21 protein-coding genes are annotated in these 23965 nt (G+C 41.0%); 16 read left to right on the top strand and 5 right to left on the bottom strand.

Going from position 1 to position 23965, the window contains the following annotated elements:
- Positions 1 to 3 precede the first annotated feature (3 nt).
- Positions 4 to 1608: a copper amine oxidase N-terminal domain-containing protein gene (locus tag GRP75_RS29495; RefSeq protein WP_237448918.1), complete on the top strand. Its 1605-nt coding sequence runs from the start codon at positions 4 to 6 to the stop codon at positions 1606 to 1608.
- Positions 1609 to 1685: 77 nt separating this feature from the next.
- Here GRP75_RS29495 and GRP75_RS04570 read toward each other — a convergent pair whose 3' ends face one another.
- On the bottom strand, positions 1686 to 2150 hold the full coding sequence (locus GRP75_RS04570; protein WP_076160520.1) for a L,D-transpeptidase: 465 nt from the start codon (positions 2148 to 2150) through the stop codon (positions 1686 to 1688).
- Between the two features lie 201 nt (positions 2151 to 2351).
- Here GRP75_RS04570 and GRP75_RS29490 point away from each other — a divergent pair, with 201 nt between their 5' ends.
- The 4 genes from GRP75_RS29490 to GRP75_RS04555 all read left to right on the top strand — a co-directional run bounded on the left by GRP75_RS29490 (position 2352) and on the right by GRP75_RS04555 (position 5633).
- The gene (locus GRP75_RS29490) at positions 2352 to 2591 is read left to right on the top strand and encodes a copper amine oxidase N-terminal domain-containing protein (RefSeq protein WP_237448917.1); all 240 of its coding nucleotides are present in this window, start codon (positions 2352 to 2354) and stop codon (positions 2589 to 2591) included.
- An 11-nt stretch (positions 2592 to 2602) separates the two neighbouring features.
- Positions 2603 to 3232: a copper amine oxidase N-terminal domain-containing protein gene (locus GRP75_RS04565; RefSeq protein ID WP_337194208.1), complete on the top strand. Its 630-nt coding sequence runs from the start codon at positions 2603 to 2605 to the stop codon at positions 3230 to 3232.
- A gap of 603 nt (positions 3233 to 3835) precedes the next feature.
- Positions 3836 to 5050 carry an MFS transporter gene (locus tag GRP75_RS04560; RefSeq protein WP_483311084.1) on the top strand — a complete coding sequence of 405 codons (1215 nt, stop codon included), beginning with the start codon at positions 3836 to 3838 and terminating at the stop codon, positions 5048 to 5050.
- A 13-nt stretch (positions 5051 to 5063) separates the two neighbouring features.
- On the top strand, positions 5064 to 5633 hold the full coding sequence (locus tag GRP75_RS04555) for a sugar O-acetyltransferase (protein ID WP_160788711.1): 570 nt from the start codon (positions 5064 to 5066) through the stop codon (positions 5631 to 5633).
- A 116-nt stretch (positions 5634 to 5749) separates the two neighbouring features.
- Here GRP75_RS04555 and GRP75_RS04550 read toward each other — a convergent pair whose 3' ends face one another.
- Positions 5750 to 6301, bottom strand: a complete 552-nt coding sequence (locus GRP75_RS04550; RefSeq protein WP_202403976.1) for a helix-turn-helix domain-containing protein — start codon at positions 6299 to 6301, stop codon at positions 5750 to 5752.
- Between the two features lie 113 nt (positions 6302 to 6414).
- Between GRP75_RS04550 and GRP75_RS04545 the strand changes: the two genes are divergently transcribed.
- The 7 genes from GRP75_RS04545 to GRP75_RS04515 all read left to right on the top strand — a co-directional run bounded on the left by GRP75_RS04545 (position 6415) and on the right by GRP75_RS04515 (position 16305).
- Positions 6415 to 6996, top strand: a complete 582-nt coding sequence (locus tag GRP75_RS04545) for a LysE family transporter (RefSeq protein WP_023986882.1) — start codon at positions 6415 to 6417, stop codon at positions 6994 to 6996.
- A gap of 272 nt (positions 6997 to 7268) precedes the next feature.
- Positions 7269 to 9008, top strand: coding sequence for an alpha,alpha-phosphotrehalase (treC, locus tag GRP75_RS04540; protein ID WP_160788710.1), 1740 nt, complete (start codon positions 7269 to 7271; stop codon positions 9006 to 9008).
- Between the two features lie 97 nt (positions 9009 to 9105).
- Positions 9106 to 11064 carry a PTS system trehalose-specific EIIBC component gene (gene treP / locus GRP75_RS04535; RefSeq protein ID WP_069079788.1) on the top strand — a complete coding sequence of 653 codons (1959 nt, stop codon included), beginning with the start codon at positions 9106 to 9108 and terminating at the stop codon, positions 11062 to 11064.
- A 73-nt stretch (positions 11065 to 11137) separates the two neighbouring features.
- The gene (treR, locus tag GRP75_RS04530) at positions 11138 to 11896 is read left to right on the top strand and encodes a trehalose operon repressor (RefSeq protein ID WP_069079787.1); all 759 of its coding nucleotides are present in this window, start codon (positions 11138 to 11140) and stop codon (positions 11894 to 11896) included.
- Positions 11897 to 12097: 201 nt separating this feature from the next.
- Positions 12098 to 12838 (top strand): LytR/AlgR family response regulator transcription factor, encoded by a 741-nt coding sequence (locus tag GRP75_RS04525; protein WP_160788709.1) that lies wholly within the window; start codon positions 12098 to 12100, stop codon positions 12836 to 12838.
- A gap of 1 nt (position 12839) precedes the next feature.
- Positions 12840 to 14141 carry an ATP-binding protein gene (locus GRP75_RS04520; protein WP_160788708.1) on the top strand — a complete coding sequence of 434 codons (1302 nt, stop codon included), beginning with the start codon at positions 12840 to 12842 and terminating at the stop codon, positions 14139 to 14141.
- Positions 14142 to 14262: 121 nt separating this feature from the next.
- Positions 14263 to 16305 carry a serine hydrolase domain-containing protein gene (locus GRP75_RS04515; RefSeq protein ID WP_160788707.1) on the top strand — a complete coding sequence of 681 codons (2043 nt, stop codon included), beginning with the start codon at positions 14263 to 14265 and terminating at the stop codon, positions 16303 to 16305.
- Positions 16306 to 16418: 113 nt separating this feature from the next.
- Here the strand turns inward: GRP75_RS04515 and GRP75_RS04510 are convergent, their stop codons facing one another.
- Genes GRP75_RS04510 through GRP75_RS04500 form a run of 3 tightly spaced genes read right to left on the bottom strand, consistent with a single transcriptional unit; the run spans position 16419 to position 20412 of the window.
- Complete coding sequence (locus GRP75_RS04510) at positions 16419 to 17612, bottom strand: Ger(x)C family spore germination protein (protein WP_160788706.1); 1194 nt, start codon at positions 17610 to 17612, stop codon at positions 16419 to 16421.
- Positions 17605 to 18708, bottom strand: coding sequence for a GerAB/ArcD/ProY family transporter (locus GRP75_RS04505; RefSeq protein WP_160788705.1), 1104 nt, complete (start codon positions 18706 to 18708; stop codon positions 17605 to 17607). Before GRP75_RS04505 ends, GRP75_RS04510 begins: the two co-directional genes overlap by 8 nt.
- A gap of 24 nt (positions 18709 to 18732) precedes the next feature.
- Positions 18733 to 20412 (bottom strand): spore germination protein, encoded by a 1680-nt coding sequence (locus tag GRP75_RS04500; protein ID WP_160788704.1) that lies wholly within the window; start codon positions 20410 to 20412, stop codon positions 18733 to 18735.
- A 232-nt stretch (positions 20413 to 20644) separates the two neighbouring features.
- Between GRP75_RS04500 and GRP75_RS04495 the strand changes: the two genes are divergently transcribed.
- The 4 genes from GRP75_RS04495 to GRP75_RS04480 all read left to right on the top strand — a co-directional run.
- Entirely contained in the window at positions 20645 to 21655 is a 1011-nt protein-coding gene (locus GRP75_RS04495) for a LacI family DNA-binding transcriptional regulator (RefSeq protein ID WP_028541072.1), read from the top strand.
- 412 nt (positions 21656 to 22067) lie between these two features.
- Positions 22068 to 22724: a ribulose-phosphate 3-epimerase gene (gene rpe / locus GRP75_RS04490; RefSeq protein WP_068941342.1), complete on the top strand. Its 657-nt coding sequence runs from the start codon at positions 22068 to 22070 to the stop codon at positions 22722 to 22724.
- A 19-nt stretch (positions 22725 to 22743) separates the two neighbouring features.
- Positions 22744 to 23193 carry a ribose 5-phosphate isomerase B gene (rpiB, locus tag GRP75_RS04485; RefSeq protein ID WP_023986894.1) on the top strand — a complete coding sequence of 150 codons (450 nt, stop codon included), beginning with the start codon at positions 22744 to 22746 and terminating at the stop codon, positions 23191 to 23193.
- A 42-nt stretch (positions 23194 to 23235) separates the two neighbouring features.
- The coding region (locus tag GRP75_RS04480) for a DUF7916 family protein (protein WP_160788703.1) at positions 23236 to 23965 on the top strand (730 nt) is incomplete at its 3' end.

Here is a 23965-nt window from a genome sequence, read left to right as displayed (position 1 = left end):
ATCTTGAAAAAGGTTATTGTGTTTGTGTTTTTCTTCGTACTTACGTTTCAATCTTGGGCGATTGCTGATGCTGCCAATCCTATATCCGTTAACGCGGTGAATGTGAATGGAAAGTTTATAGCAACTGATGTTTCACCTATTATTAAGGACGGGCGTGTTTTGGTCCCTATACGCACGCTTGCTTCACTTGGGGTAACCTATCAATGGGATAGTAAAAGTCAATCTGCTCTCATCACAAAAGGCAAAGATCAAATTAAGCTGACGGCCAACAAAAAAGAAGCATTTAAAAATAACCAAGCAGTTCAGGTAGACGTTCCTGTCCAAATGACTCAAGGAAGGATATTGGTACCTATTCGTTTTGTGTCGGAGAACTTTGGTTACAAGGCAAACTATGAGAAGGCTCGGTCTATTTTATTTATTCAAGACGGTAATTATAAGGTAGACCAAGAGAGCTTGCAGGCAGAAGATTTACAAGCAGCCCGTCAGGCTGCTATATCGTTGCCGATTCAATTCTCCTTCAAATCGCTTTCTTCCTTAGAAAAACCGGGGGCTAATCAAAGCTATTTTTATGTATTCCCGAGAGGGGATTCATCCAGATACATGTATTATAACAATGTTGGTAATACGATAGTGGAAATTAAAGATGGAGTAGCTAAGGCGGTTTGGCAATTTACATCAGGGAATGGTCTGGATGATATTGTATCCAGTGCTGGTCAAAAACCAAGTTATAATTACGTCGGATGGATAACTGATATTTTGATGTTTAATGATGATAAGGGGAATATCTCAGCTTTATACAAAGATGATAAAGGTCAACAAAAGGAGATTACTGCAAAGGCGAAATCCTATATAGATGTTATCCAATCTATTCCTAATGAGACGAGTAAGACTAATACAAATAAGCCAGACATGACTCAAAGTAAAACAAAAGTAGATTTATCACTCTATTATTCGCCAGACAAAGAGGCGGTAAAAGAGGTTACTTCTGATAAAATTACTTGGAAAGAAAATGAGGTTACATTTATAGCGGACAAGAAAAAGGTAGATAAAGGCAGTATCAGCACGATGAATTTTATAAACAAGGATAGAAACTTCAAAATCCAAATAGATCCAAAACCTGATAATATTTATTCGGTATCTTTATCCTCAACAAAAAAGTATGTAGCTGTTGCCCTAAGGTATAGCTATGGTAATAAGTTGATGCTTGTCAACCTTTCTAATGGGAAATATTTTATATTTAATGATATGCTGAAGTTTAAAAACAAAGGGACAGTCGAAAGTATTAGTGCGAATAATTGGTCACCAGATGGAAAGAAAATAGCTTTTAGATATGGAGATACCTCTACAAGCAAGTTGGCTATTTATGATGTCGAAAACAATACTTTTTCTTATCCTCCTTTACAAGAAGCTTATGTAGGTGTTTATCGTATTATGTGGCTTAAGGATGGGAAAAGCTTTGACTATATAGCCGATTTCCCAACTAACCCTTCTTTAAAATTATATAGATATAATTTAATTGCTAATAGTATAAATACCATTAGCAGTGTTACTAAGGATGAGTTATCCAATATGGAAAAAATAGGTCCCACTCTAATTTCAAGTAATTGATCTATGCAGAAGGTTTTCATCTATACAAAAAAGGGCGAGAATCATAGACTCTGCCCTTTTTTGTATTCTAGATACAATTATTGATTTTGTACAGTTACTTTTCCAGTGCCACCTGTATTAGAAATTGCAGCCAGCAAGAGCTTTACATTTGCATTAGAAATTCGAATGCATCCATGAGTTGGACGTAAAGGTACCCAAGGTCCAGACGTTCCAGGATCTCCACCATGGATATAAAATCCAGATCGGCTGGTTTCAGTGATATCACCACTAATAGGACTCATGGCTACACGTTTGTACGGGCCGTAGGAAGACTCTGGAGTATCTGCTGGAGCAATGCTTGCTCCGTAAACACCTTGAGGAGTGTCAGCATCAGTTAGTCTCCAGTTAGCATTATTTTTGTCACCGTGATCGGTTCGATCTCCACGTCCCAAGGCTTCTACCGGTCCAAAAACAAGTGAGCCGCTGCCGTTGTACATTTTCAAAGTTCCTTTGTTATCGCGTTGTCCGTATGGTGGTAAATTAACAATAATATGATAACTCATAATTATTTCCTCCTAGTTTATATTTAGATGTTACAAGGAGGGGGTTTGCGACTTTTCCTAATGCACCCCAGCACCAGTAGGTCGCCTCTTTGTATTTATATTATATAATACTACGTAACGTTACGCAATATAATTTTGCGAACTTTTTCTTTGAAATTTATTGGGGTGTAACTATTACAAATTATTGGAGGTTGTTTAGGTATGAAGAAAATCTTTCTTTCATCTATGCTTACTTTAAGCATGCTCTTAACGTTTGCAATCCCGCTTTCTGCTGCACCGTCGATTCAACTGGTGATCAATAGTGAGCCCGTTAATTCAGATGCTCCACCCGTTTCTGTTGCAGGAAGGACTATGCTTTCTTTGGCTTCATTGAAGCCGCTAAAACTTAATTTAGTCTGGAACGCGGACAAGAAGACGGTGACTGTCATGCTCCTGGGGTGAAAGAGAAACTTGTGCTTACGATCGGTCAAAAAGAAGCTTCTTATGGAGAAAAAACGCTTAATTTGGATGTGCCTGCTCAATTGAACAAGAATCGCGTTGTTGTGCCTTTGCATTTTATCAGCGAAGCCTTTAAGGCTGACGTAGACTGGAAAGCGGAGAAGAACACTGTCATTATTCGAAGTGCTGACCAAGTAGAAACATATAAGAAGCTGTATCAAGGTACGGATTTGGTGATGGCACGTAAAATCACTGTAAACCTTCCTTTGAATGATGAAAATACGCTTCATAATACCGAGGAGGGTATTTATTATCAGTATATCTTTCCTGAAGGGGAGGCTTTAAGATACTACTCTGTTGTAGGTAACTTACTCACTTATTATGAAATTAAGGATGATGTTAAACATCTAGTTTGGGAAGGTATAGAAGAAGATTCAGGGAAGTATACGAAAGAAAAGGGGAAACGATCACCGGTAGACAAAACACAATATTTTTTCTTAAAAGAACGTGTGGATAATAGTGTAACATATGGTAAAGTAGGGGCCAAAAAGCCAGTAACGCAAGCTTTACCTGATAGTGCTTCGGTATTAGCGTATATTATTCTACCTATATCCTGGGAAGTAAGGAAAGATCAAATTAAATAGATTTTTCACTTCATTTTGGACGTCCCGAGCAATAAGGGACGTCTTTTATTTATGTTTTCCTTTTAAGTTTTCTGATCCGAGCTTCAGGAAGTCGATAGGCTGAAGAACAACAGGACAAGAGCAGGGGAAAAAGGCTCATGCTACTGGCTCTAAGGCGGCAAGAGCGGCCACCTAAGAGCTAGTACGCACTGCTGGGCCGCTACTCACGGATCGTTAGGGCTTTGAAAGTAGACCAAGGAGGGCAGAAAACACCATGAACGCTGCATTTCGCCGCTTCCGCGTTCGCTCCATCACTTCATTTTGCTAATCATCGCGTTTTCTGCAAAGGCAGCACCACGAATGGTAGTAATGTCGAGTGCTTGGAAATTACAACAGAAGATGAAAGGATTTCGGCATAACACGTCACACTGGAACAGTTTGGGGCGACTTGGGGGATGGAGATAAGGCTTGTAATGATGAAGCTCTGAAAACGGAAGGGATCTTGCTCTCAGCTTATCATACCGTCCAGTTTTTTTGACAAATAGTTTGGATACGAATAGAATGACTAATTATAATATAACTTATTAAAAGATAAATAAAAAGTGGTGATAAGGAGATATGTAAATGCCAGTAGAATCATCCATGAATCCTCGGGTAATTCGTAATATTTTATTTTTGTTATTCGCTTTACCAGGTGTAGCTTTTGCTTCCTGGGTGTCTCGAACGCCTATTATACGGGATATTTTACATGTCTCGACTGCCGAAATGGGAATCATTATTTTTGGATTAGCCGCAGGTTCTTTAGTGGGACTACTTAGTGCAGGCAATATGATTTCTCGTATAGGTGGACGGGCGGTCATTTTGGTAAGTGCGATATTGATTGTGATCGGTTTTGTCATTGTAGGGTTGGGAACTGCATTTTCGCTCACGAGCATCGTATTTGCTGGTTTGGTCATCTTTGGAGGTGGCTATGGGACAGCGGAAGTAGCTCTTAATGTCGAAGGTTCTGCGGTAGAAAATCAATTGCAAAAAACGCTTTTGCCTGCTTTTCACGGTTCATTTAGTATGGGGACACTTGTAGGTGCGGTTATTGGCTCTGGAGCAGCGGCACTACACATACCTGTTGTGGTCCATTTTGGAGCAATGGCTGTCATGATTGCAGCGGTAACTTTCTATTTTTATCGTTTTCTGCCCCGCGATACAGGTATAGAGAAAGAAGTTCCTACTCAAAAGGTCGGATCTAATCTCAAGGCGCAGCTTGCTGTATGGAAAGAAAGACGGATTTTATTGATCGGTATCATCGTGTTAGGTATGGCGTTTGCAGAAGGGTCTGCGAATGACTGGCTGCCACTAACGATGGTAGATGGTTATGGCGTGGATTCTTTAACAGGTTCCTATATGTATGGACTATTTGTGGCAGCGATGACCATTGGACGTTTTACTGGCGGATTCATACTGGATAAATACGGCCGTGTCCCTGTGTTGAAAGGGAGTGCTGTCCTGGCTGCTATCGGTATCATTCTAGTGATCTGGGGACAGCATTACCTCATAGCAGGACTGGGCGTCGTATTATGGGGGCTTGGAGCCTCACTTGGTTTTCCTGTGGGCTTATCTGCTGCCGGAGATGACCCTCGTGGTGCAGCTATCCGGGTTGGAGCCGTAGCCACGATCGGTTACATTGCCTTTTTAGTAGGTCCTCCAGGCTTAGGGTTTTTAGGTGAACATGTTGGACTTCTGCATGCCTTGATTGTAGTGCTTGCTGGCGTTATTGTTGCTGGTTTGGTATCGGGCGCAGCCCAAGCTATTGGGATGAAAGAAAAAAATCAGATTAAAATATAAAGGGGATTGTCCCATGACTATGAAAACGGAAAAACAAAAGATGATGAATGGAGAACTTTATGTAGCTGCTGATCCTCAATTAACAAATGAAAGAGAGTATGCGAGAAGATGTGTACGTCTCTTTAATCAGACGGCAGAGACGGATCGTGAGTACCGTGAAAAGTTACTTAAGGAGCTTTTCGGATCAACTGGTGAAAATATAGGTATGGAACCCAACATACGCTGTGACTACGGATACAATATCCATGTTGGGGAAAATTTCTACGCCAACTTTGACTGTACCATTTTGGATGTTTGCGAAGTGCGCATTGGAGATAATTGTTTCATAGCTCCAGGAGTCCATATTTACACAGCGACTCATCCCATAGATCCGTTTGAACGAATCGCTGGCCCAGAGTATGGAAAACCTATAACGATTGGCAACAATGTATGGATCGGCGGTAGAGCAGTTATTAATCCCGGTGTTACGATAGGTAATAATGTCGTAGTGGCATCAGGAGCAGTAGTAACCAAGGATGTTCCAGATCATGTGGTTGTAGCTGGAAATCCAGCACGAGTGATAAAGCAAATTAAAATCTCCTAAACAGCATACAGGCAAATCATTTAATATTTGTACCGATGATCCTATTAAAAGCGCTCCTTATTTTAATAGGATCATTTAAATTAAAGACTTGTATACTTATGGTCTTCAAGATTGAACTATACAGAGTAATAAATAATCATATTCATCCGAACCAGGGTTTCTCCTAGATTATAGTAAATGTGTGGGCGGTCTGCTTTAAAGCGGATCGAATCTCCAGCTTTAACCGTGTATATTTCCTCACTGACTTTTACCACCATCTCACCCTCAAATACCGTAATAAATTCTTCTGTACCTTCACGATGCGGCGCTGAACTCAGTTCTCCGCCTGCTTCAATCTCTACGGTGTAAACCTCAAAATTTCTACTTCCTTCATAGGGGAAAAATGGATACAACCGATATTGATTATTTTCTTCAAGCACTTGTACTTTGCTTTTAGGAACGACTACTGCATCTGAAGGTGGTTCATTAATCAGAGCAGTGAAAGAGATTTTCAAGCCGTTCGCAATTTTCCATACGGTTGTAATCGAGGGATTAGATTCTCCGCGCTCAATCTGACCGAGCATCGTTTTACTGATCCCCGTCAGATCAGCTAATTTATCTAAACTTAATTTTCTTTCATTTCTTAGATGTTTCAAATTTTTACTTAAAATCAGATTAATATTCTCCATAATTCTTCGCTCCTATTGTGCTTTATAAAGAACATATTGTACAATCATAAAGTACAAATGTGCGTCTCAACGTACATTTCATTCAATTATAACATACGGGAGTTGATTGTTGTATGCCGTTTATTCCGTTCCTTTCTTATGCACTTGTTAGCAGCTTTACGCCAGGTCCCAACAATATTATGTCTTTAGACAGTGCCAGGCGGTTGGGTTTGAAAAAAGCATTCCCATTCTTGCTGGGAGTAACAGCAGGTTGTTTCGCCATTATGCTGTTAGCCTGCTATTTTAATCTTGCTTTGTATCATTTTTTGCCACGGGTTAAGATCTGGATGAATGTTCTCGGCAGTCTGTATATGCTTTATCTGGCGGTGAAAATTGCAAAGAGCAAATCCTCTACGGAGGATAATGATCACAATGAGGGATATTCCTTCAAATCAGGACTGTTGCTACAATTTATCAATTTAAAAATCATTTTGTATGGTATTACGGTCATTTCAACGTTTGTAATGCCTTATGATGTATCGTATATAGAGCTTATTACGATTTCATTACTCCTGACCTGTATTGGTTTTGTAGCTGTAGTGAGCTGGGCGATTTTTGGCGCAGTGTTTCAACGTTTCTTGAATAAGCATGAGCGTTCCTTCAATATCATAATGTCCTTATTGCTCCTTTATAGTGCACTATCGATATGGATGTAAATGAGTACCTTATTCATCATAGAAAAGAAAGGTTCCTGACTATAGGCAGGAGCCTTTTTTCGTGTGAATTGAGCTTATTCTACGAGTCATAACATACAATCGGACAGAATGGATGAGTCTCCTGATCATTTAGCTGCAAAACGGGTATTACCTTAATAGATAAAGCTGTTGACAACTTGTATATACATGACTTAATCTTGTATATACAAGATGTTGAAAGCGTTATATTATTTTTTACGCTACTTCATTTCGCAAGAAAGGAATGAGCATGAATGGAAGCAATGAACAAGACTTTAATTCCTCAAGATAAGGACTGGTGGCGCAAATCAGTGGTCTATCAGGTTTATCCCAAAAGTTTTAACGATACAACGGGCAAAGGAACCGGTGATATAAGAGGACTGACGCAAAAGCTGGATTATTTAAAAAAACTGGGTGTGGATATTGTCTGGTTGCAGCCTGTATATGTCTCACCACAACGTGATAACGGGTATGATGTAGCCGATTATTGCCAGATTAATCCCGATTATGGAACAATGCAGGATTTTGAAGAATTGAGCGAGGGAATCCGGGCGCGTGGGATGTACCTAATGATCGACATCGTGGTTAACCATTCTTCCACAGAACATGCCTGGTTCCAGGAGGCACGGCTTTCTAAGGATAGTGAGTATAGGGACTACTATTTCTGGCGTGATCCAGCACCCGATGGTGGACCTCCAAACAATTGGGTTTCCAAATTTGGTGGACCAGCTTGGCAATATGACGAGGCAACAGGCCAATATTTCCTGACACTGTTTGATAAGACTCAGGCGGATCTAAACTGGGAAAATCCCAAAGTCCGTCAAGAAGTTGTCAATCTGCTGGAATTTTGGGCTGAGAAGGGAGTTAGTGGTTTCCGACTGGATGTCATTAATTTGATTTCCAAGGATCAGCAATTCTCGGACGATGATAGAAGCACGGCTCCTGGCGACGGACGTAAGTATTATACGGACGGTCCACATGTGCATGAATACATCCATGAGTTACATGAGAAAGTATTTGCCAAACAGAATAGCGTCACTGTGGGTGAGATGTCCTCCACCTCACTGGATCACTGTATCCGTTATTCCAATCCAGAGAGAAAAGAATTGTCCATGACCTTTAATTTTCATCATTTGAAGGTGGATTATCCAAATGGACAAAAGTGGGAATTGATGCCATATGATTTTGAAATGCTGAAAAAGCTATTCTCGGATTGGCAAACGGGCATGCAACAGGGTGGTGGCTGGAGTGCATTGTTTTTTAATAATCATGATCAGCCAAGGGCAATCTCTCGTTTTTTGGATGATGGCGAATACCAAGCGGAAAGCGCCAAGCTGCTGGCAACCACGCTACATGGTCTTCAAGGAACGCCTTATATATTTCAGGGTGAAGAGATTGGGATGGCCAACCCGCAGTGGGCAGACATTGAAGAGTTTCGGGATGTTGAATCTCTGAATATGTATCGTATCTTACAGGAGCAAGGCAAAAGTGCAGAAGAAGCATTGAATATCATTCGAGAGCGGTCTCGTGATAATTCGAGAACACCGATGCAGTGGGATGGCACTCGCAATGCGGGCTTCACTTCAGGTACTCCCTGGATTAAGGTAGATGAACGATATCCACAGATTAATGTTCAGGCTCAGTTAGAGGACCCGAACTCTATCTATCACCATTACCGTAAGCTAATTCATCTGCGTAAGACGGTGCAAGTCATTACCGATGGGAATTATCTACGCCTGGACGAAGCTCATCCTCAGGTCTATGCCTATCAACGCAGCAATGAAGAGGAGACTTTGATCGTCATCTCCAATTTTAGCGGACAGAATACGCAATTCCGTATACCGGATTCATTTTATTCATCATTAGAAAATCATGCGTTGGCTGGGGCTGAGCTTTTAATCGGTAATACCCAGCACGCCCCGGAGCTAAAACAAGTGATCTCTTTGACCCCATATGCTTCATATATGTGGATTGTTTGTAGACTTAGTGAATAGTATGGAGACATCTAGTAGCACCCCGGGCACGGGCACGTTATCTTTGATAACCGGGGTTGCTGCTTTAAAATGAGCGAACGTTAAGGGAGTGGGCTAAATGGCGATTGAAAGATCACAGGTAGAAGACATTATAAAAGCCGTTGGTGGCAAAGACAACATAGAGGCCTCTACGCATTGCGTAACTCGTCTGCGATTTGCCCTTTATGATGATAAGCTGGTAGACAAAGATGCACTCGAACAAAATGATCTGGTCAAAGGCCAATTTTCTTCACAAGGACAGTATCAGGTCGTAATTGGCCCAGGTCTGGTGGATAAGGTATATGACGAAATGATCTCCATTACAGGAGGTAGTCGGGCTTCTAAAGACGATGTCAAAAATGCGGCAAGCAAAAAACAAAATCCAATTCAGCGTGCCATCAAGACGCTGGCAGATATTTTTATCCCTATCTTGCCCGCAATCGTGACTGCAGGCTTATTGCTTGGAATAAATAATATTTTGACTGGTAAGGGAATCTTCTTCGAAGGAATGGCTTTGGTTCAGGTCTATCCTCAATGGACCGACTTTGCTGCTATCATTAACACCATTGCCAGCACCGCATTTACATTTCTACCTGCCTTAATTGGATGGTCGGCCGTTGTCAGGTTTGGCGGCAGTCCTTTACTCGGGATCGTACTGGGTCTGATTCTGGTTCATCCGGATCTGCTAAGTGCATACGGTTATGCGGATGCGGTTACAAAGGGCACCGTTCCGGTTTGGAATTTGTTTGGGTGGGAAGTGAACAAGATTGGTTATCAAGGACAGGTTTTACCCGTTTTAGTATCCGCTTACGTGCTCGCCCACATTGAGAAATTCCTAAATAAGAAGATAGCGGATTCATTTAAGCTGTTACTCGTAGCACCGATTACATTATTAATAACGGGGTTTCTGGCTTTTACAGTGATCGGTCCGGTTACTTTTATGATTGGTAATGCCATTACGTCTGGTCTTGTATACGTTTTCGATTTGGCTCCTGCGCTGGGAGGCCTGATTTATGGAGGCTTGTACTCCTTGCTCGTGATTACGGGAATGCACCATACTTTCCTGGCGGTGGACGTGCAATTAATTGGTACGCAGGGTGGAACATTCCTTTGGCCGATGCTGGCGCTGTCCAATATCGCTCAGGGTGCCGGAGCACTGGCAATGATGCTGGTATTGAAGGAGCAAAAGGGAAAAGGATTGGCTCTTACCTCTTCAGTGTCTGCATTTCTGGGTGTAACCGAGCCTGCCATATTCGGAGTGAATATCCGATATAAATATCCGTTTGTATTCGCAATGATCGGTTCCGGTATTGCAGGTATATTGCTCACCGTAAATCATGTGATGGCTTCTTCCATTGGTGTGGGCGGGATTCCAGGCTTCTTGTCTATTTTCCCAAACAACTGGGGTGTATTCTTCATCGGGATGGCGATCGTGTTAATTGTGCCGTTTGCTTTAACTTTAATGTATGGCAAGTTGTTAACTAAGCGCCGTCAGGCTGCACCAGCCAATGATTCCGTAAGGAAAGACTCGCTTCCGCAAAATACCGCACTAGATGTGCTTGAAGTGAGGACTCCCGTACGAGGACGTGTTGTACCGTTAGAACAAGTTCCTGACCCGGCTTTTGCCGAACGGCAGATGGGTCAAGGTATAGCAGTGGAACCGAAGGATGGCAAAATTCTTGCCCCTTTCAGTGGGCAAGTCATTCACATCATGGTGAAAAGCAAGCATGCCTTGATCTTAGAGCATCCGACAGGTGTACAGATTCTGGTACATGTGGGAATTAACACGGTGTCCCTGAAGGGGGAAGGATTCACCATGCATGTGGAGACAGGTCAAACCGTAAAGCAAGGACAACTATTGATGGAATTTGACCGTGAGCTGATTCAGAAATCGGGATACCCCATTATTACACCAGTCATTGTCCCGGATGGTCAGAGTATGATTGAATCGGTTGAGGAACTGCCAGGTGAGGCAGAAGATTTGCAGTATACCTTAATGAGAATTCATTTGAATTCTTCATCAGACAATACGAATTAAGTCAGATTCATCGTACAGCCTATTTTAGTGAACAGGAAGTGAAAGGATGCTACAATGAACGTGGTGATGAAAATTGACAAAGAATATATTTTTGCAAATTTATCAGGAGTACTCGGGACGAATCCAGACAGGCGAATTGGCTCCAGGCACGAAAATGCCATCTGAAAATGAACTGGCCCGAGAGTATAACACTTCTCGCGAAACCGTACGTAAGGCACTTCACTTGCTTGCACAAAATGGGTATATCCATAAAATAAAAGCTAAAGGATCTTTTGTTCTGGATATTGGACGGATGGATTTCCCTATAGGAGGCTTGGTCAGTTTCAAGGAAATGTCTGAACGGATTGGGCGTACATCACGAACAATTGTACATGAAAATCATTTAATTCCAGTTCCAGATGACATAGCCAATCATCTTGAGATTAACAAAGACAAGTATTTGGTCTGGAAAGTTATTCGTGCGCGTGAGATTGAGGGTGAATGCGTCATACTGGATAAAGATTACTTTCGATCAGACATTGTACCTGTGCTTACCGAGGAAATTAGTCGTGGGTCCATCTACGAATATTTGGAGGGAGAACTCCATCTTCAAATCAGTTATGCCAAAAAAGTGGTTTCCGTAGAAAATGCAGACGAAGAAGATCATAAGCTGATGGACCTTCAGAACTACACTCATGTGGTCGTAGTACGTAACTATGTTTATCTGGAGGACACCACCTTGTTCCAGTATACCGAGTCAAGGCATCGGCTGGACAAATTCCAATTTGTCGACTTTGCCAGACGTTCCCACGGTGAAGAGAAAAGAACTGATTTTTTTAATAACGATCAATAAAACAGTTAAGAAACCCCGTCTTTTGAAGACGAGGGTTTCTTTTTTACCTTGGATGCAACTGCTGAGCAGCTTGTATACTGGCATTTGAGGGATTTGAATTTGCGTTTTATCCAAAAGCTGTTTATAGAATATTAAAAGGTTATATACTGTTTAGAATACAATTCCATGATCAATGCAATGGGAATGAGGTGTATGTTATTTATGTATAGAGTGGCTATCTGCGATGATGAGCACAAGCACAGAGAACTTGTTAAAAATATGCTGATCACTTTGTCGATAAAGACCAATATAGAATTTAAAGTTGAATTATTCGACTCAGGAGAACAGCTGGTATCTCATTATCAAAACCATGAATCTCCATTCCATATCTTAATATTGGATGTTGAAATGAATGGCATAAACGGAATTCAAACCGCCCAAAAAATAAGGAATTTAAATCACCTGGATGAACAGATTGTTTTTTTAACGAGCTACCCTGAATATATGGTGGAAAGTTTTGACGTAGTCACATTTCAGTATTTAATAAAACCGATTGCTCCCCATATCTTTGAGGAAAAAATGATAAAGCTGTGTCAATATTTTCAATCTCTCGATAAAAAATTCGTTATCATCAAGTCAGCTTATGAGGAAGTGCTTTTAAAATATGATGATATCATTAGTATTGAAGTGGCCAAAAGCTTAACCATAAAAAACAAACTGCATTTTGTAACCTCTACTAAAACCTATGATAGCAAAGGGATTCTTTCGGACTATGCTTCAGCATTAAAAGAACATAATTTTCTACAAATTCATCGTTCGATTATTATAAACTTAATTCATGTGAAAAAATTTGCTGGCGGTGATGTTTTGATGTCAAATGATGTGAAGTTACCTATTGGGCGTTCTAAAATAAAAGAAGTTAAAGATCTATATACCAAATTTATGATCATGAAGATGCATTAATATGATGGAATATAGCTACCTGCTTCTTAACCTATGTGTTGTACTGGTGATGTGCTTTCAAGTGAATTTTTACTTTAACTCGGTTTTTGATAAGTCCAATCGAAAGCCAAATAGATTCATATATTTCATTATTTTCGGGTTGCTGAACATCTTATATTTAAGTGTTTATCTGTCTCCTACGCTATCCTCGATTTTGGCATTACTTGTCATATTTAGTTTAGCGCACTCGTATACAGTGGAAATAAAGACAAAGATCATTTTTTCTATCCTTTATGCTGTATTGATAACCATCGTTAATTTTATATCTCTTTATATTTTATATGCTATAGGCTCCGTTAAAATTAGCAACTTTAGCCATTTGGGTGGGCAAGATCACTTGATATCCTCTAAGGTTATGTTACTCAGCTGCATTATCATGTTTGCTGTCATTCAGATTATACGGCTATTTGCCAAACGCAGAACCTTCCCTTTGCAGCATCGTTACTATATTTTATTTTTAATCGTTCCCATCATAAGTTTATACCAGGTCAATGTTTTATCTGTTTATAGTGAAAAGAATATGTATTATTTTGGTTCTATTATTAGCTTTATTTTTTTAAATGTTTTTATCATATATATTTTCGATAATATCATTGAAAAATTTCAATTAATGCATGAAAATGCTCAATTACAACATCAGATGGACTACCAAGATGCTAACTACGAAAAAACGGTTTACAGCTTCAAAAATATGAAAAGAATCATTCATGATACACACCAACAGTTTTTGTATATTGAAGAATGTATCAAGAGAAATGAATTGGCTGAGGCGAGTGAACATATTAAGGTTACATTAAATAAAATCGAAGGAGCCTATCAAAGGGTTAATACCGGTAATCTGGTTATAGATGCTCTTGTCACAAATAGTCTTAATATTGCTCAGGCCAATGGCATCAAGGTGGATACTCAGCTTAACTTGTATTCACAAAAAGTAAATATTGAACGTTATGACTTGTGTGTCGCTCTGGGCAATATGCTGGATAATGCCATAGAAGCATCTAAAAAGATCAAGATTGCGGATGATAGGTACATTCTTATTAAAATACATTCCAATGAGTCCGCGCTTTTCATTCACATCCTTAATCATGTGGAGAATGAAGTGGCTCATTTGCATAGTCAAAAATCAAACCCGGATGTACATGGCATTGGCTTGACCAATATATCCAGAATATGTGACAAATACGGTGGGAATATGACCATTGAAACAAAAAATAAAGTATTCGATAATATGGTTTTATTGCCATTTTATAAGGACAATTCTTAGACATCTTGCTGTTTAGGGATTGTTTTTTTCGTTTCAGGGTGACTTTTTTATATAGAATCCTCGTTCATTGTATGATCAGTCCAGTAATAATCTGGGAACCCATAAGAGGAGGAAATATGGAATGAAGAAAATAATAGCTGTGTTCATTTCGGCTATGCTTTTTGTACTGCCGATGACGAATGCTTTTGCTCAAGACAATCCTGAACCCATTAAGGAAAAGGCTCGCAATCTGGCCTCGGAGCTGGTATCCAAATACGGTGCTAGCGGTGTGCAGTATGCCATTAGGGACCATGGAAACATCGTATTATCGGATAGCGTGGGTGTAAAGAATAAAGCAACCAACGAGCCAATCACCAAGGATACGATGTTCGGTATAGGCTCTACAAGCAAAATGTATGTATCTGCTGCAACGATGATGCTGGTGGATGCCCATAAGGTAGATATTGATCAGCCGCTAACAACATACATTAAGGACTTTACAATGGCTGATGAAAGATACAAACAAATTACACCGCGTATGCTGTTAAATCATTCGTCGGGTCTTTACGGTGCCCACTATAAAAATAGTATGTTATTTAATGACAATGATACAGAAAATCATGATGAGCTATTGCTGAGATTACGATCAGAAACTTTAAAATCCAACCCCGGCGAATATTCTGTATATAGTAATGATAGTTTTCAATTGCTTGAAATATTGGTTGAACGGGTGAGTGGTCTAAGTTATACCGAATTTCTGGCAAAGCATATTAGTGCCCCTTTGGGTTTGAACTCTACGAAAACACCACTCGATCAGTTTGACAGACAAAAGCTGTCCAAAACTTATTTTCCTGCGATTGAGGGGGCCTTACCCGTTGAAAATGCCAATGTCATCGGGACAGGGGGCTTATACTCTACCGCAGAAGAGGTGGCTATGTTTTCAGAAGTATTAATGGGGAACAGACCCGATATTTTATCTGCACAATCGGCGAAGTCCATGCAAAGTCATGAATATCGAAAAGGAATATGGGTACCTGAGGAGACAAACAGCTTTAATTATGGGCTTGGCTGGGATGCGGTTCAGTTGGCACCGTTTAGTGATTACGGAATAACTGCGCTATCCAAGGGTGGGGATACTGTTTTGTATCACTCTACTTTGATCACCATACCAGAGCATCAAATTTCTATGGCTGTGCTTTCATCTGGAGGGTCTTCCATCTTAGATAGTATTTTTGCTTCTAACGTTTTATTGGAAGTTTTAAAAGATAAGGGCATCATTAAAGACATCATACCGGATAAAACATTTGAGGCTCCTGTAAAAGTGGAAATGCCATCTGATTTACTTTCTTATTCGGGATTATACGGTTCTGTGGGTACAACCATCAATGTAGAGATTAAAAACGGTGAGTTTGATTTACCTGCTTTTTTGGATGGATTCGTCCCGGCGCAAAAATATGTGTATACAGGTGATGGACAATTCAAAAGCAGTGATGGCAGTGTAGCCGTAAGCTTTGACAAACAAAAAAACGGGAAAACGTATATTAAGGCTAACATTTATTTAAACTTTCCGGGATTAGGCCAAATGGTTATGGTGATTTATGAATATCAAAAGTTTGATGCCAATCCTCTAAATACTACAGTTAAAAAGGCATGGGAAAATAGAAACGGGAAAAATTATTATGCTTTGGATGAAAAGATATCTTCCATATTTTATCTGGCCCCCTCATTTATAACAAAAAAAATATCCGTTGATCATGATGGATACGCAAGTGGTACTAAAATTGTGGATGAGAATAAAGCAGTAAATGCCGTTGAGATTCCTGTTATGAGTGGAAGAGATGCATTTGATCTGAATTTTTATACCAAGGATGGTTCGGAGTATTTAACCATAGATGGACAATCCTATATCAGTGAAGATGCTGTTAAACCTATCTTGGGAGGAAAATCAGTGTACACCATACCATCTAATGGCCAAGCCACATGGTATAAAATAGATAAAAACTCAGCCAATAAAACGATGACCGTTGATTTTCCAAAAAGCGGAGGCTTCGCTGTCTATGATGAAAACGGTGCGGTTGTAAAATTTTCAACTGCTAGCAATAACAATTCGGTTGTACTGCCCAAAGGTGGCTTGATCGTTTTAGGTGGCCATGCAGGGGATGTATTTAAAATCAATTTGAATTAAGCGTGTAGCCGCTTCTGGAAATTCAGGAGCGACCGTTGCAGTGTTGGATGGTTATGAAGACAACCGCGAATCTTAAGTCGAATTGGCTTTTATATAAGGCCAATTCGACTCTTTCATTCGGCAGATGAGCCTAAATCCGTAATAGATAATTTTATATCGAAGGTTACGGGTATTTTGCTGAATTTGTAATCCCAATCATCCTTTACTTTTTTCCACACTTGAGGCTGCTCAATATTTAAACGTTCACCAAAACTGGCGACATCGACTTTATATTCTGATTGTAATTTGTGCATAAGAGACTTAATCCTTCTAGTCACTTCTTTTTCAAATTCTTTCTCAGCCTCTTTCATGTTTCGTGTCTCTGTCGGGTTCACTTTCTCATCCCAGTTTTCGATTAAACGTCCTTTGGATTCAATTTTTACGTGAAACGAGATATCGTTACCCTCGGTCACCTTAGCTGTTATTTTGCTTTTTACCGATTTGATCTCATAAGTTATAGCTTCATTCCGCTTGTCATACGTTTTGACAGCTCCGCCCTCAACATCACCTTTAATCCATGCAATGCTCTCTACGTCTTGTTGTCCCAAACTACCGATCCAGTGACCGGTGTCTCCTTTAATAACACCAGCACCCGAAAATTCTAATTCCCCATCGGATTCAGAAATGTTTTGCAATATATAGCTTTTTTTGGAGTGCATCAACCCATCCAATTCAGACAAATTGACTCCTCTCATCACCTTGCTGGTTCTGAAATGATTACGAAGCATATACAGAATATGAATGGATGGGACCTCGTCCTTATATTTGGTAACTAAGGTATCAGCTGCACGTTCCTTACTTAAGAAAACAAAACAACTCGGACGAATATCATTATCACGAAGCACAAAATCCATCAATTGCTGCATCGTCTGTTGTTCTGCCAATTTGGTGGAAACCACCAGGACCTTTAGATGGTGACCAATAATCGGGCGATCCAGACGGAGGGATAATTGCCGGAAGATTTCAAGTAAAGAATCCCCGGTGGCAGCTATATTAATATAGTTTGGCCCTTGTCCACCGCCTTGTTTTGCCGTGTTTCCAAAAGTCTTTTTGGGGACGATTTGCACAGTGGCAGTAATTTTGTTTTTCTTGAAGTAACGGCTGCCTTCCTTTTCCAGGCCCTTTTCCACTGTGCTGGGCTCACCCTTATCCAGAGCCAGTCCTGTATACATGCTTAGTTCTTCTATTTCTCTGCTGCTCCAGCAACCGGCTTGAGTTACCAGGAGAATGAAGGCAAGCAGCAAAGATAGGATTTGTTGCCTATACATTTTGCTTCATTCCCTTCTTCCTGATCATGAAAACGATGGAGAGAAATACCGGGACCAGAAAAAATAAAATGATTCCCATGTATCCGATCGCATCGCCTAGGCTAAACACTTCCATCATACGAACAGGAGTCATTGTGGAGATAAAGATAATTGGGATTAAGCCGAAAATCGCATAACGATATTTAAGGCCAAATACCTGTGAGACACCTAAGGATGCATTGAAGAAAAAACTGCAGAAATTACAAAACATTTGCATCATCCAGATTACCAGCAACGGAAACTCAAGACGTTCAAAAAGAAATCCGGAGATTTCAAAGCTGCGCATTAAATTAATGGTGGGCCAGGTACTTGTTATAGTAGAGTCCACCGATAACCCGCCAACTACCATAACTACGGTCAAAAAGTATAATACCCAAGGGATGCTGATTCCCACTACCATGGCCTTTACGGCTTTTTCAGGGTACTGCAAGAAAGCGACCAGTGTCATGACGACTTCACATCCAGTGAAAACAAGGACAGTCGACTTTAGCCCCTTAACTACTGGAAGAATACCGTTACTCAATACAGGACGAAGATGGTCAATTTCAAAGATCCTTAGGCTAAGGACAAAACAGATGAGTAAAAAGAAGAGACTGATCGGGAGTACAATCTGGTATAACCGCGCAATGGGATTAATACCTCCAAAAACCAGATAACTTCCCACCCAGATGAATGGAATCACAATCGCCCATATGGGTGTCCCTTCAAGCAAAAAATAAATCGTCACTTCAGCTAAAACACGAATCTCAAAGCCAGCGATGATGATAAAGTATATGATTAATAATAGACTTAAAAATCCTCCTGGAATGATACCGACGATTCTCCTGGAGTATTGATACACAGTGTTTCCGGGAAATTGTTGGCTTAATTTTACCATGAGCAACACCACTAATATGACAATACATCCGCCAAGCAGGACAGAGAGCCATGCATCCGGAGTCTTTACCGTTTCAGTTACACCTCTCGGCAGTGTCAAAATCCCTGCGCCCAATACCGTATTGGTCAGGAATACTGCCGCCTGTTTGGATGTAATCTTATCATCAGAACGTCTAAACACAATCCTTCCTCCTTCCTCCGGGTGCTATGATTTGCGCTTGCTTTGCTGAGTTTTCATCATAACGGGTCTTCGTTTCATCAGAGATATAGGGGCTCGAATGTACACATCCTTCCAGTCGCTTGGACGCATAGGGGAGAAGGGAGTCACATACGGTACGCCAAAGCTTTTTAATTTCGTCAGATGGATACAAATTAACAGAAAGAACAATACGGTTCCAAACATGCCCAGGATTGCTGCAAATAGCATGCCGACGAAACGCAAAAGACGCAAGGTAATGCCCGCACTATATGTCGGTATCGAAAACGAAGAGATGGCAGTAACCGAAACTACAATCACAAGGAACGGGCTAACAATGCCCGCATTGACAGCAGCGTCGCCGATGACTAAGCCTCCCACAATGCCCATGGCAGGACCAATAGGCTTGGGCAATCGTATGCCAGCTTCCCGCAGGATTTCGATAGAGATTTCCAGAATCATAACTTCTATGACAGATGGAAAAGGAACGCCTTGACGGGTCTCGATGATGCTAATAATCAGCTTGGTTGGAATCAAACCGGGATGGAACGATATAAAAGAGATATATAAAGCAGGACCCATAAGCGCTATAAATGCTCCGAAAAATCGCAACACCCGTAAAAGTGTCCCTGGAATCCAGCGCTCATAATAGTCCTCGGGAGATTGGAGTAGCATACTGAAGGTCACCGGAACAATAAGTGCAAAGGGAGTACCATCCAGCAGAATCGCTACTCTTCCTTCCAACAAGGCACTCATGACACGGTCGGGGCGCTCAGTGTTGTGAGCCTGCTGGAACGGACTTAAATAATTGTCTTCAATAAGTTGCTCCACATAACCGGATTCAGCTAAAAAGTCCATGTCTATTTTTGAAATTCTGCTGTTTACTTCTTCGAGGAGATCCGGATTCACAATATCCTTGATGTACGCGACAACCAGATCTTTTTTGATTCGGCTTCCCACTTGGAATTTCTTCATTTCCAGACTTTTGTTTATGCCTTGGCGTCGAAGCATCGAAGTATTTTCACTTAATACCTCCGTAAAACCGATCCTGGGACCCCGAAGTAATGCTTCAGAGGTTGGTTCATTGACGGAGCGAATGGCGCCATTAGGCGAGCCTACCAGCAGTGCTCCCTTCATTCCTTCAATTAATAAGGCAGTATGCCCTAAAAGTATAGACTCTTGCAGGTCCTCCATATCAGCAACTTCACTAATTTGCGTAAGCGGCATCAAGCTTTCTTTTATAAAAGAGCTATTTATACTTTCCTGCTGTTCCTGTGGGGCCTGCTGGCCGTCAAACATCAAGACCTCCAATACCTGCTTGCTCATTAGCTTTTCATCCTGCATACCATCTATGAAGACTAAAACGGACCGTGCATGATATTTCTTTACTACAAACTCACGAAAATGCACATCACTATTTTCGCCTATAGCTTCTTGGATCGACTTTAAGTCGGAATCATAATTCCCTGTAATTTTGGAGCTTGGTTCATGCTGCTGATCAGTGTGGCCTTCGTTATGTTCGTCGGAAAGAGAACGACCAGAAGAATGCTTGGATTTCGCTCCCTTACTGCCAACAAACGAATAAATCGAGGTGTTTATATAATAAATCCCTAAAGGAATAATCAACGCGAGGCCTGCTTGAAAGAGTGTACTCCAGCTTGGAATATAAGAAATTATTTTAGACCACATGATGATCACCTCCATACGATTAATTCATTTTTCCTTAAGATACAAGTTGTTCCTAAAGTATTCCTTATAAAGGTTGTATTTACTCATTAAATGGTATGTTGACTTGTGGTCTCTTCGTATTTTGGCGGAAAACTCTTTCTATGCTAGTGTGTCAGTTGACACCCATATTAGGATTATGTTAATCTCCAATCAGGAAAACGTTTACTCAATATAATTATTTGAGGGAAATAATATGAAAAAAAATCAAGTGTCCATAAAGGATATTGCCAGGTTAAGTGGAGTTTCTGTAGCTACGGTTTCCCGTGTGATTAACGAGAATGGTCGCTTCTCTGAGGAAACACGGCAGAAGGTTGTTGAAGTAATCCAAAAGTACCAATATGAGACTAACAGCATCGCCAAAAGCCTGCGGATGAGTAAATCACAGACGATTGGCGTTTTGGTGCCGGATATTAATAATGAATTTTTTTCAGTCATTGTACAAAAAGTGGAAAGCTTCTTTTTTAAACAAGGATATTCTACCATTATATGTAATACTGCTAAAGATGCGGAGAAGGAACGAGAATATTTGAAAACTTTGGATGGAAAAATGGTAGATGGTCTGATCTGCATTTCGGGTCAGGAGGAGCTTTCTGCGGAATTGCTTAAACGTCCCATTCCGATTGTATGTATTGACCGACGACCAAAGATTAATACGAACGTAGCTTTTATTGAGTCCAATCATTATGAGGGTGGATTTTTGGCGACAGAGGAGCTGATTAACAAAGGCTGCAAGGAAATTTTGCTGTTGACCAAGCAAAACAATCTATCCTCTGTTAATGAGCGTCTGTACGGGTATAAAGATGCTTTGCAAAAGCATGGACTGCATCCATCCGAGGACCACTTGGTTGCAGTTCGCAATGATGGGCCTACTCTGGAGACCGCACAGGCTGCTATTAAACATGTCTTGGAAAAAGGACTGCGGTTTGACGGTATTTTTGCAACTAATGACTGGTTGGCTTTGGGCGGATTACTGGCGTTACAGAAATTCGGAGTACAGGTCCCCGGTGAAGTCAAGATAGTGGGTTTTGATAATGACACAATTTCCCAATACTGTAATCCGCCATTGACTACAATTGAACAGGATAAAGAAACACTTGCAGATAAAGCTTCCAGTATGCTGCTTCGTATGCTGAGTGGAGACAAGATGGAACAAGAGCAGCATTATTCCATCCCAGTACGATTGATACAACGCAGTACCACCTAGTTTCGTGGTCAGATATCATCTTGCATTAGCCAAGGGAGAGGTGAGCATAGGTACTGTTTTACCTCTCCAGAGTAAGATGGTTGAGCTGTGCTCTATTATGCTGTAAACTTTCCCGTTTAATATCCAACAAAAAAATGGTTTGACAACAATATCAGAAAATGATAACTTTAATTATGTTAAATGTAATCGTTTACCCAAGAGAGTCAGAATCCATATGATGTGTGAGAAACCAACAAGTGATGAAGTTCGAGCCATGAACTGTTGTTATTTTTTTCAATGGGTAAACGTTTTCTCTACTGATTTATTCAATACCAAAGGGCATAAAGATCAACTGCTGCTTTTTGGAAAATGTTAAACAGATTATGTCGTTTGAGTAATCGTTTACTCTATTTTAAAAGAAGGGTGATTATGAATGAGTATGTTATTATGTCCTTCCATGATGTGCGCTAATTTCAGCTCCTTGGAACATGAAGTAAACGCGCTGGAAGAAGCCAATGTGGATATTTATCATATTGATATTATGGATGGTAGATTTGTCCCTAATTTCGGAATGGGGCTTCAGGATTTGGAGTTTATCCGTAAACAAACCCAAAAAACAATGGATGTACATCTGATGATAGACAACCCTTCCGCCTATATTGATTTATTTGCCGATAAGGGTGCAGACATCATTTATTTTCACCCGGAGGCCGATATGCACCCGACGCGCACCATTGACCGAATTGTTGGAAGAGGGGTAAAAGCGGGAATCGCTCTTAATCCGGGGACAGCCATTGCTGCAGTAGAACCTTTACTTGGCATGGTTGACTATGTGTTGGTCATGACCGTAAATCCGGGTTTTGCAGGGCAAAAATATTTACCCTTCGTGAACGACAAGATTAAAGCGCTGCAAGCTTTTAAACACGAAAAGGGATTGAATTATACAATCGTGGTTGATGGGGCTATCTCCGAAGAGAAGATCAACGAATTGGCACACTACGGGGTTGAAGGATTCGTACTGGGGACATCCACTTTGTTTGGTAAAGAAGAATCTTACAAAACCATCATTAACAGATTAAAAAATATCTAATTCGGGGAGGAATAAAGCCATGAAAATTGCCATCGGTAGCGACCATGTGGCTGTAGAGCTTAAAACGACGATTTCAACTTATCTTAATGAACTGGGTCATGAGGTCATGGACTATGGACCGCAAACTTCAGAAAGAACCGACTATCCGAAGTATGGAAAGCTCGTTGCAGAGGCTGTGGTCGGAAAGCAGGCTGACGCAGGCATTCTGATTTGCGGCACAGGCGTGGGAATATCCATCTCGGCCAACAAAGTCAAGGGAATTCGGGCTGTAGTATGCAGCGAGCCTTACTCTGCACAGCTGTCCAAGCAGCACAACAATACAAATGTTCTTGCATTCGGTGCACGTGTCGTCGGAAGCGAATTGGCGAAAATGATAGTGAAATCATGGCTGGAGGCTGAGTTTGAAGGAGGACGCCATGGCGACCGCATCAAGATGATATCCGACATCGAGGAACAGCATTTGTGCTGACGAACGACCACTTAAAACATAAATGACTTGGAGGAGATTACATTGGCAAAAAGATTAATCGCAAGCACGAAAACGGATATTTTGAAATTTAGCGCAGCAGATCTAAAAGAATCCATTCTGGCTTCTGAAGGGCGCGTCATTATGGGACAGCATCATGTGATGCTGAATTCCGGCCTGGTCGATGGCGTTACCAATGCGGAGATCCAAGCAGCTTACGGCGCAGATATGGTTATGCTGAATGGCTTTGATATGATCAAGGAAGAATCCAATATCGGATTGCGTGAAATGAAGCATGGCAAGCTGGCTGATAAGCCGTATAGCCTGAAGCAAATCAAGGAATGGGCCGGTGTTCCGCTCGGTATTTATTTTGAGTGTCCAAGCCCGGATGCTCAGGTTGCGGGAGAACAATATGTGGAGGCCAAAGAAGGAAGAATCGCTTCCAGAGAGAACTTCCTGCGTGCCTTAGAGATTGGAGCTGACTTTATCGTATTGGGAGGAAATCCTTCCGCAGGTACAACCTTTGAACGGATCATTGAGGCTACCAAGCTGGCAAAAGAAACACTGGGAGACAAAATCCTGATCTGCGCCGGAAAATGGGAAGACGGAACCATTGAGAAAGTATTGGGGGATCCACTGAGCGAGAGACCTTCCAATGAAATTATTAAGGACTTGATCGATTCTGGTGCTGACGTTATTACGTTGCCTGCACCTGGCTCCAGACATGGTATTACAGTGGAGCACGTCAGACAATGTGTAGAATTTGTCCATTCAT

The organism is Paenibacillus sp. OT2-17, assembly GCF_009827695.1.
GTDB lineage: Bacteria > Bacillota > Bacilli > Paenibacillales > Paenibacillaceae > Paenibacillus > Paenibacillus polymyxa_B.
This window is presented reverse-complemented; position numbering and strand designations above follow the sequence as displayed.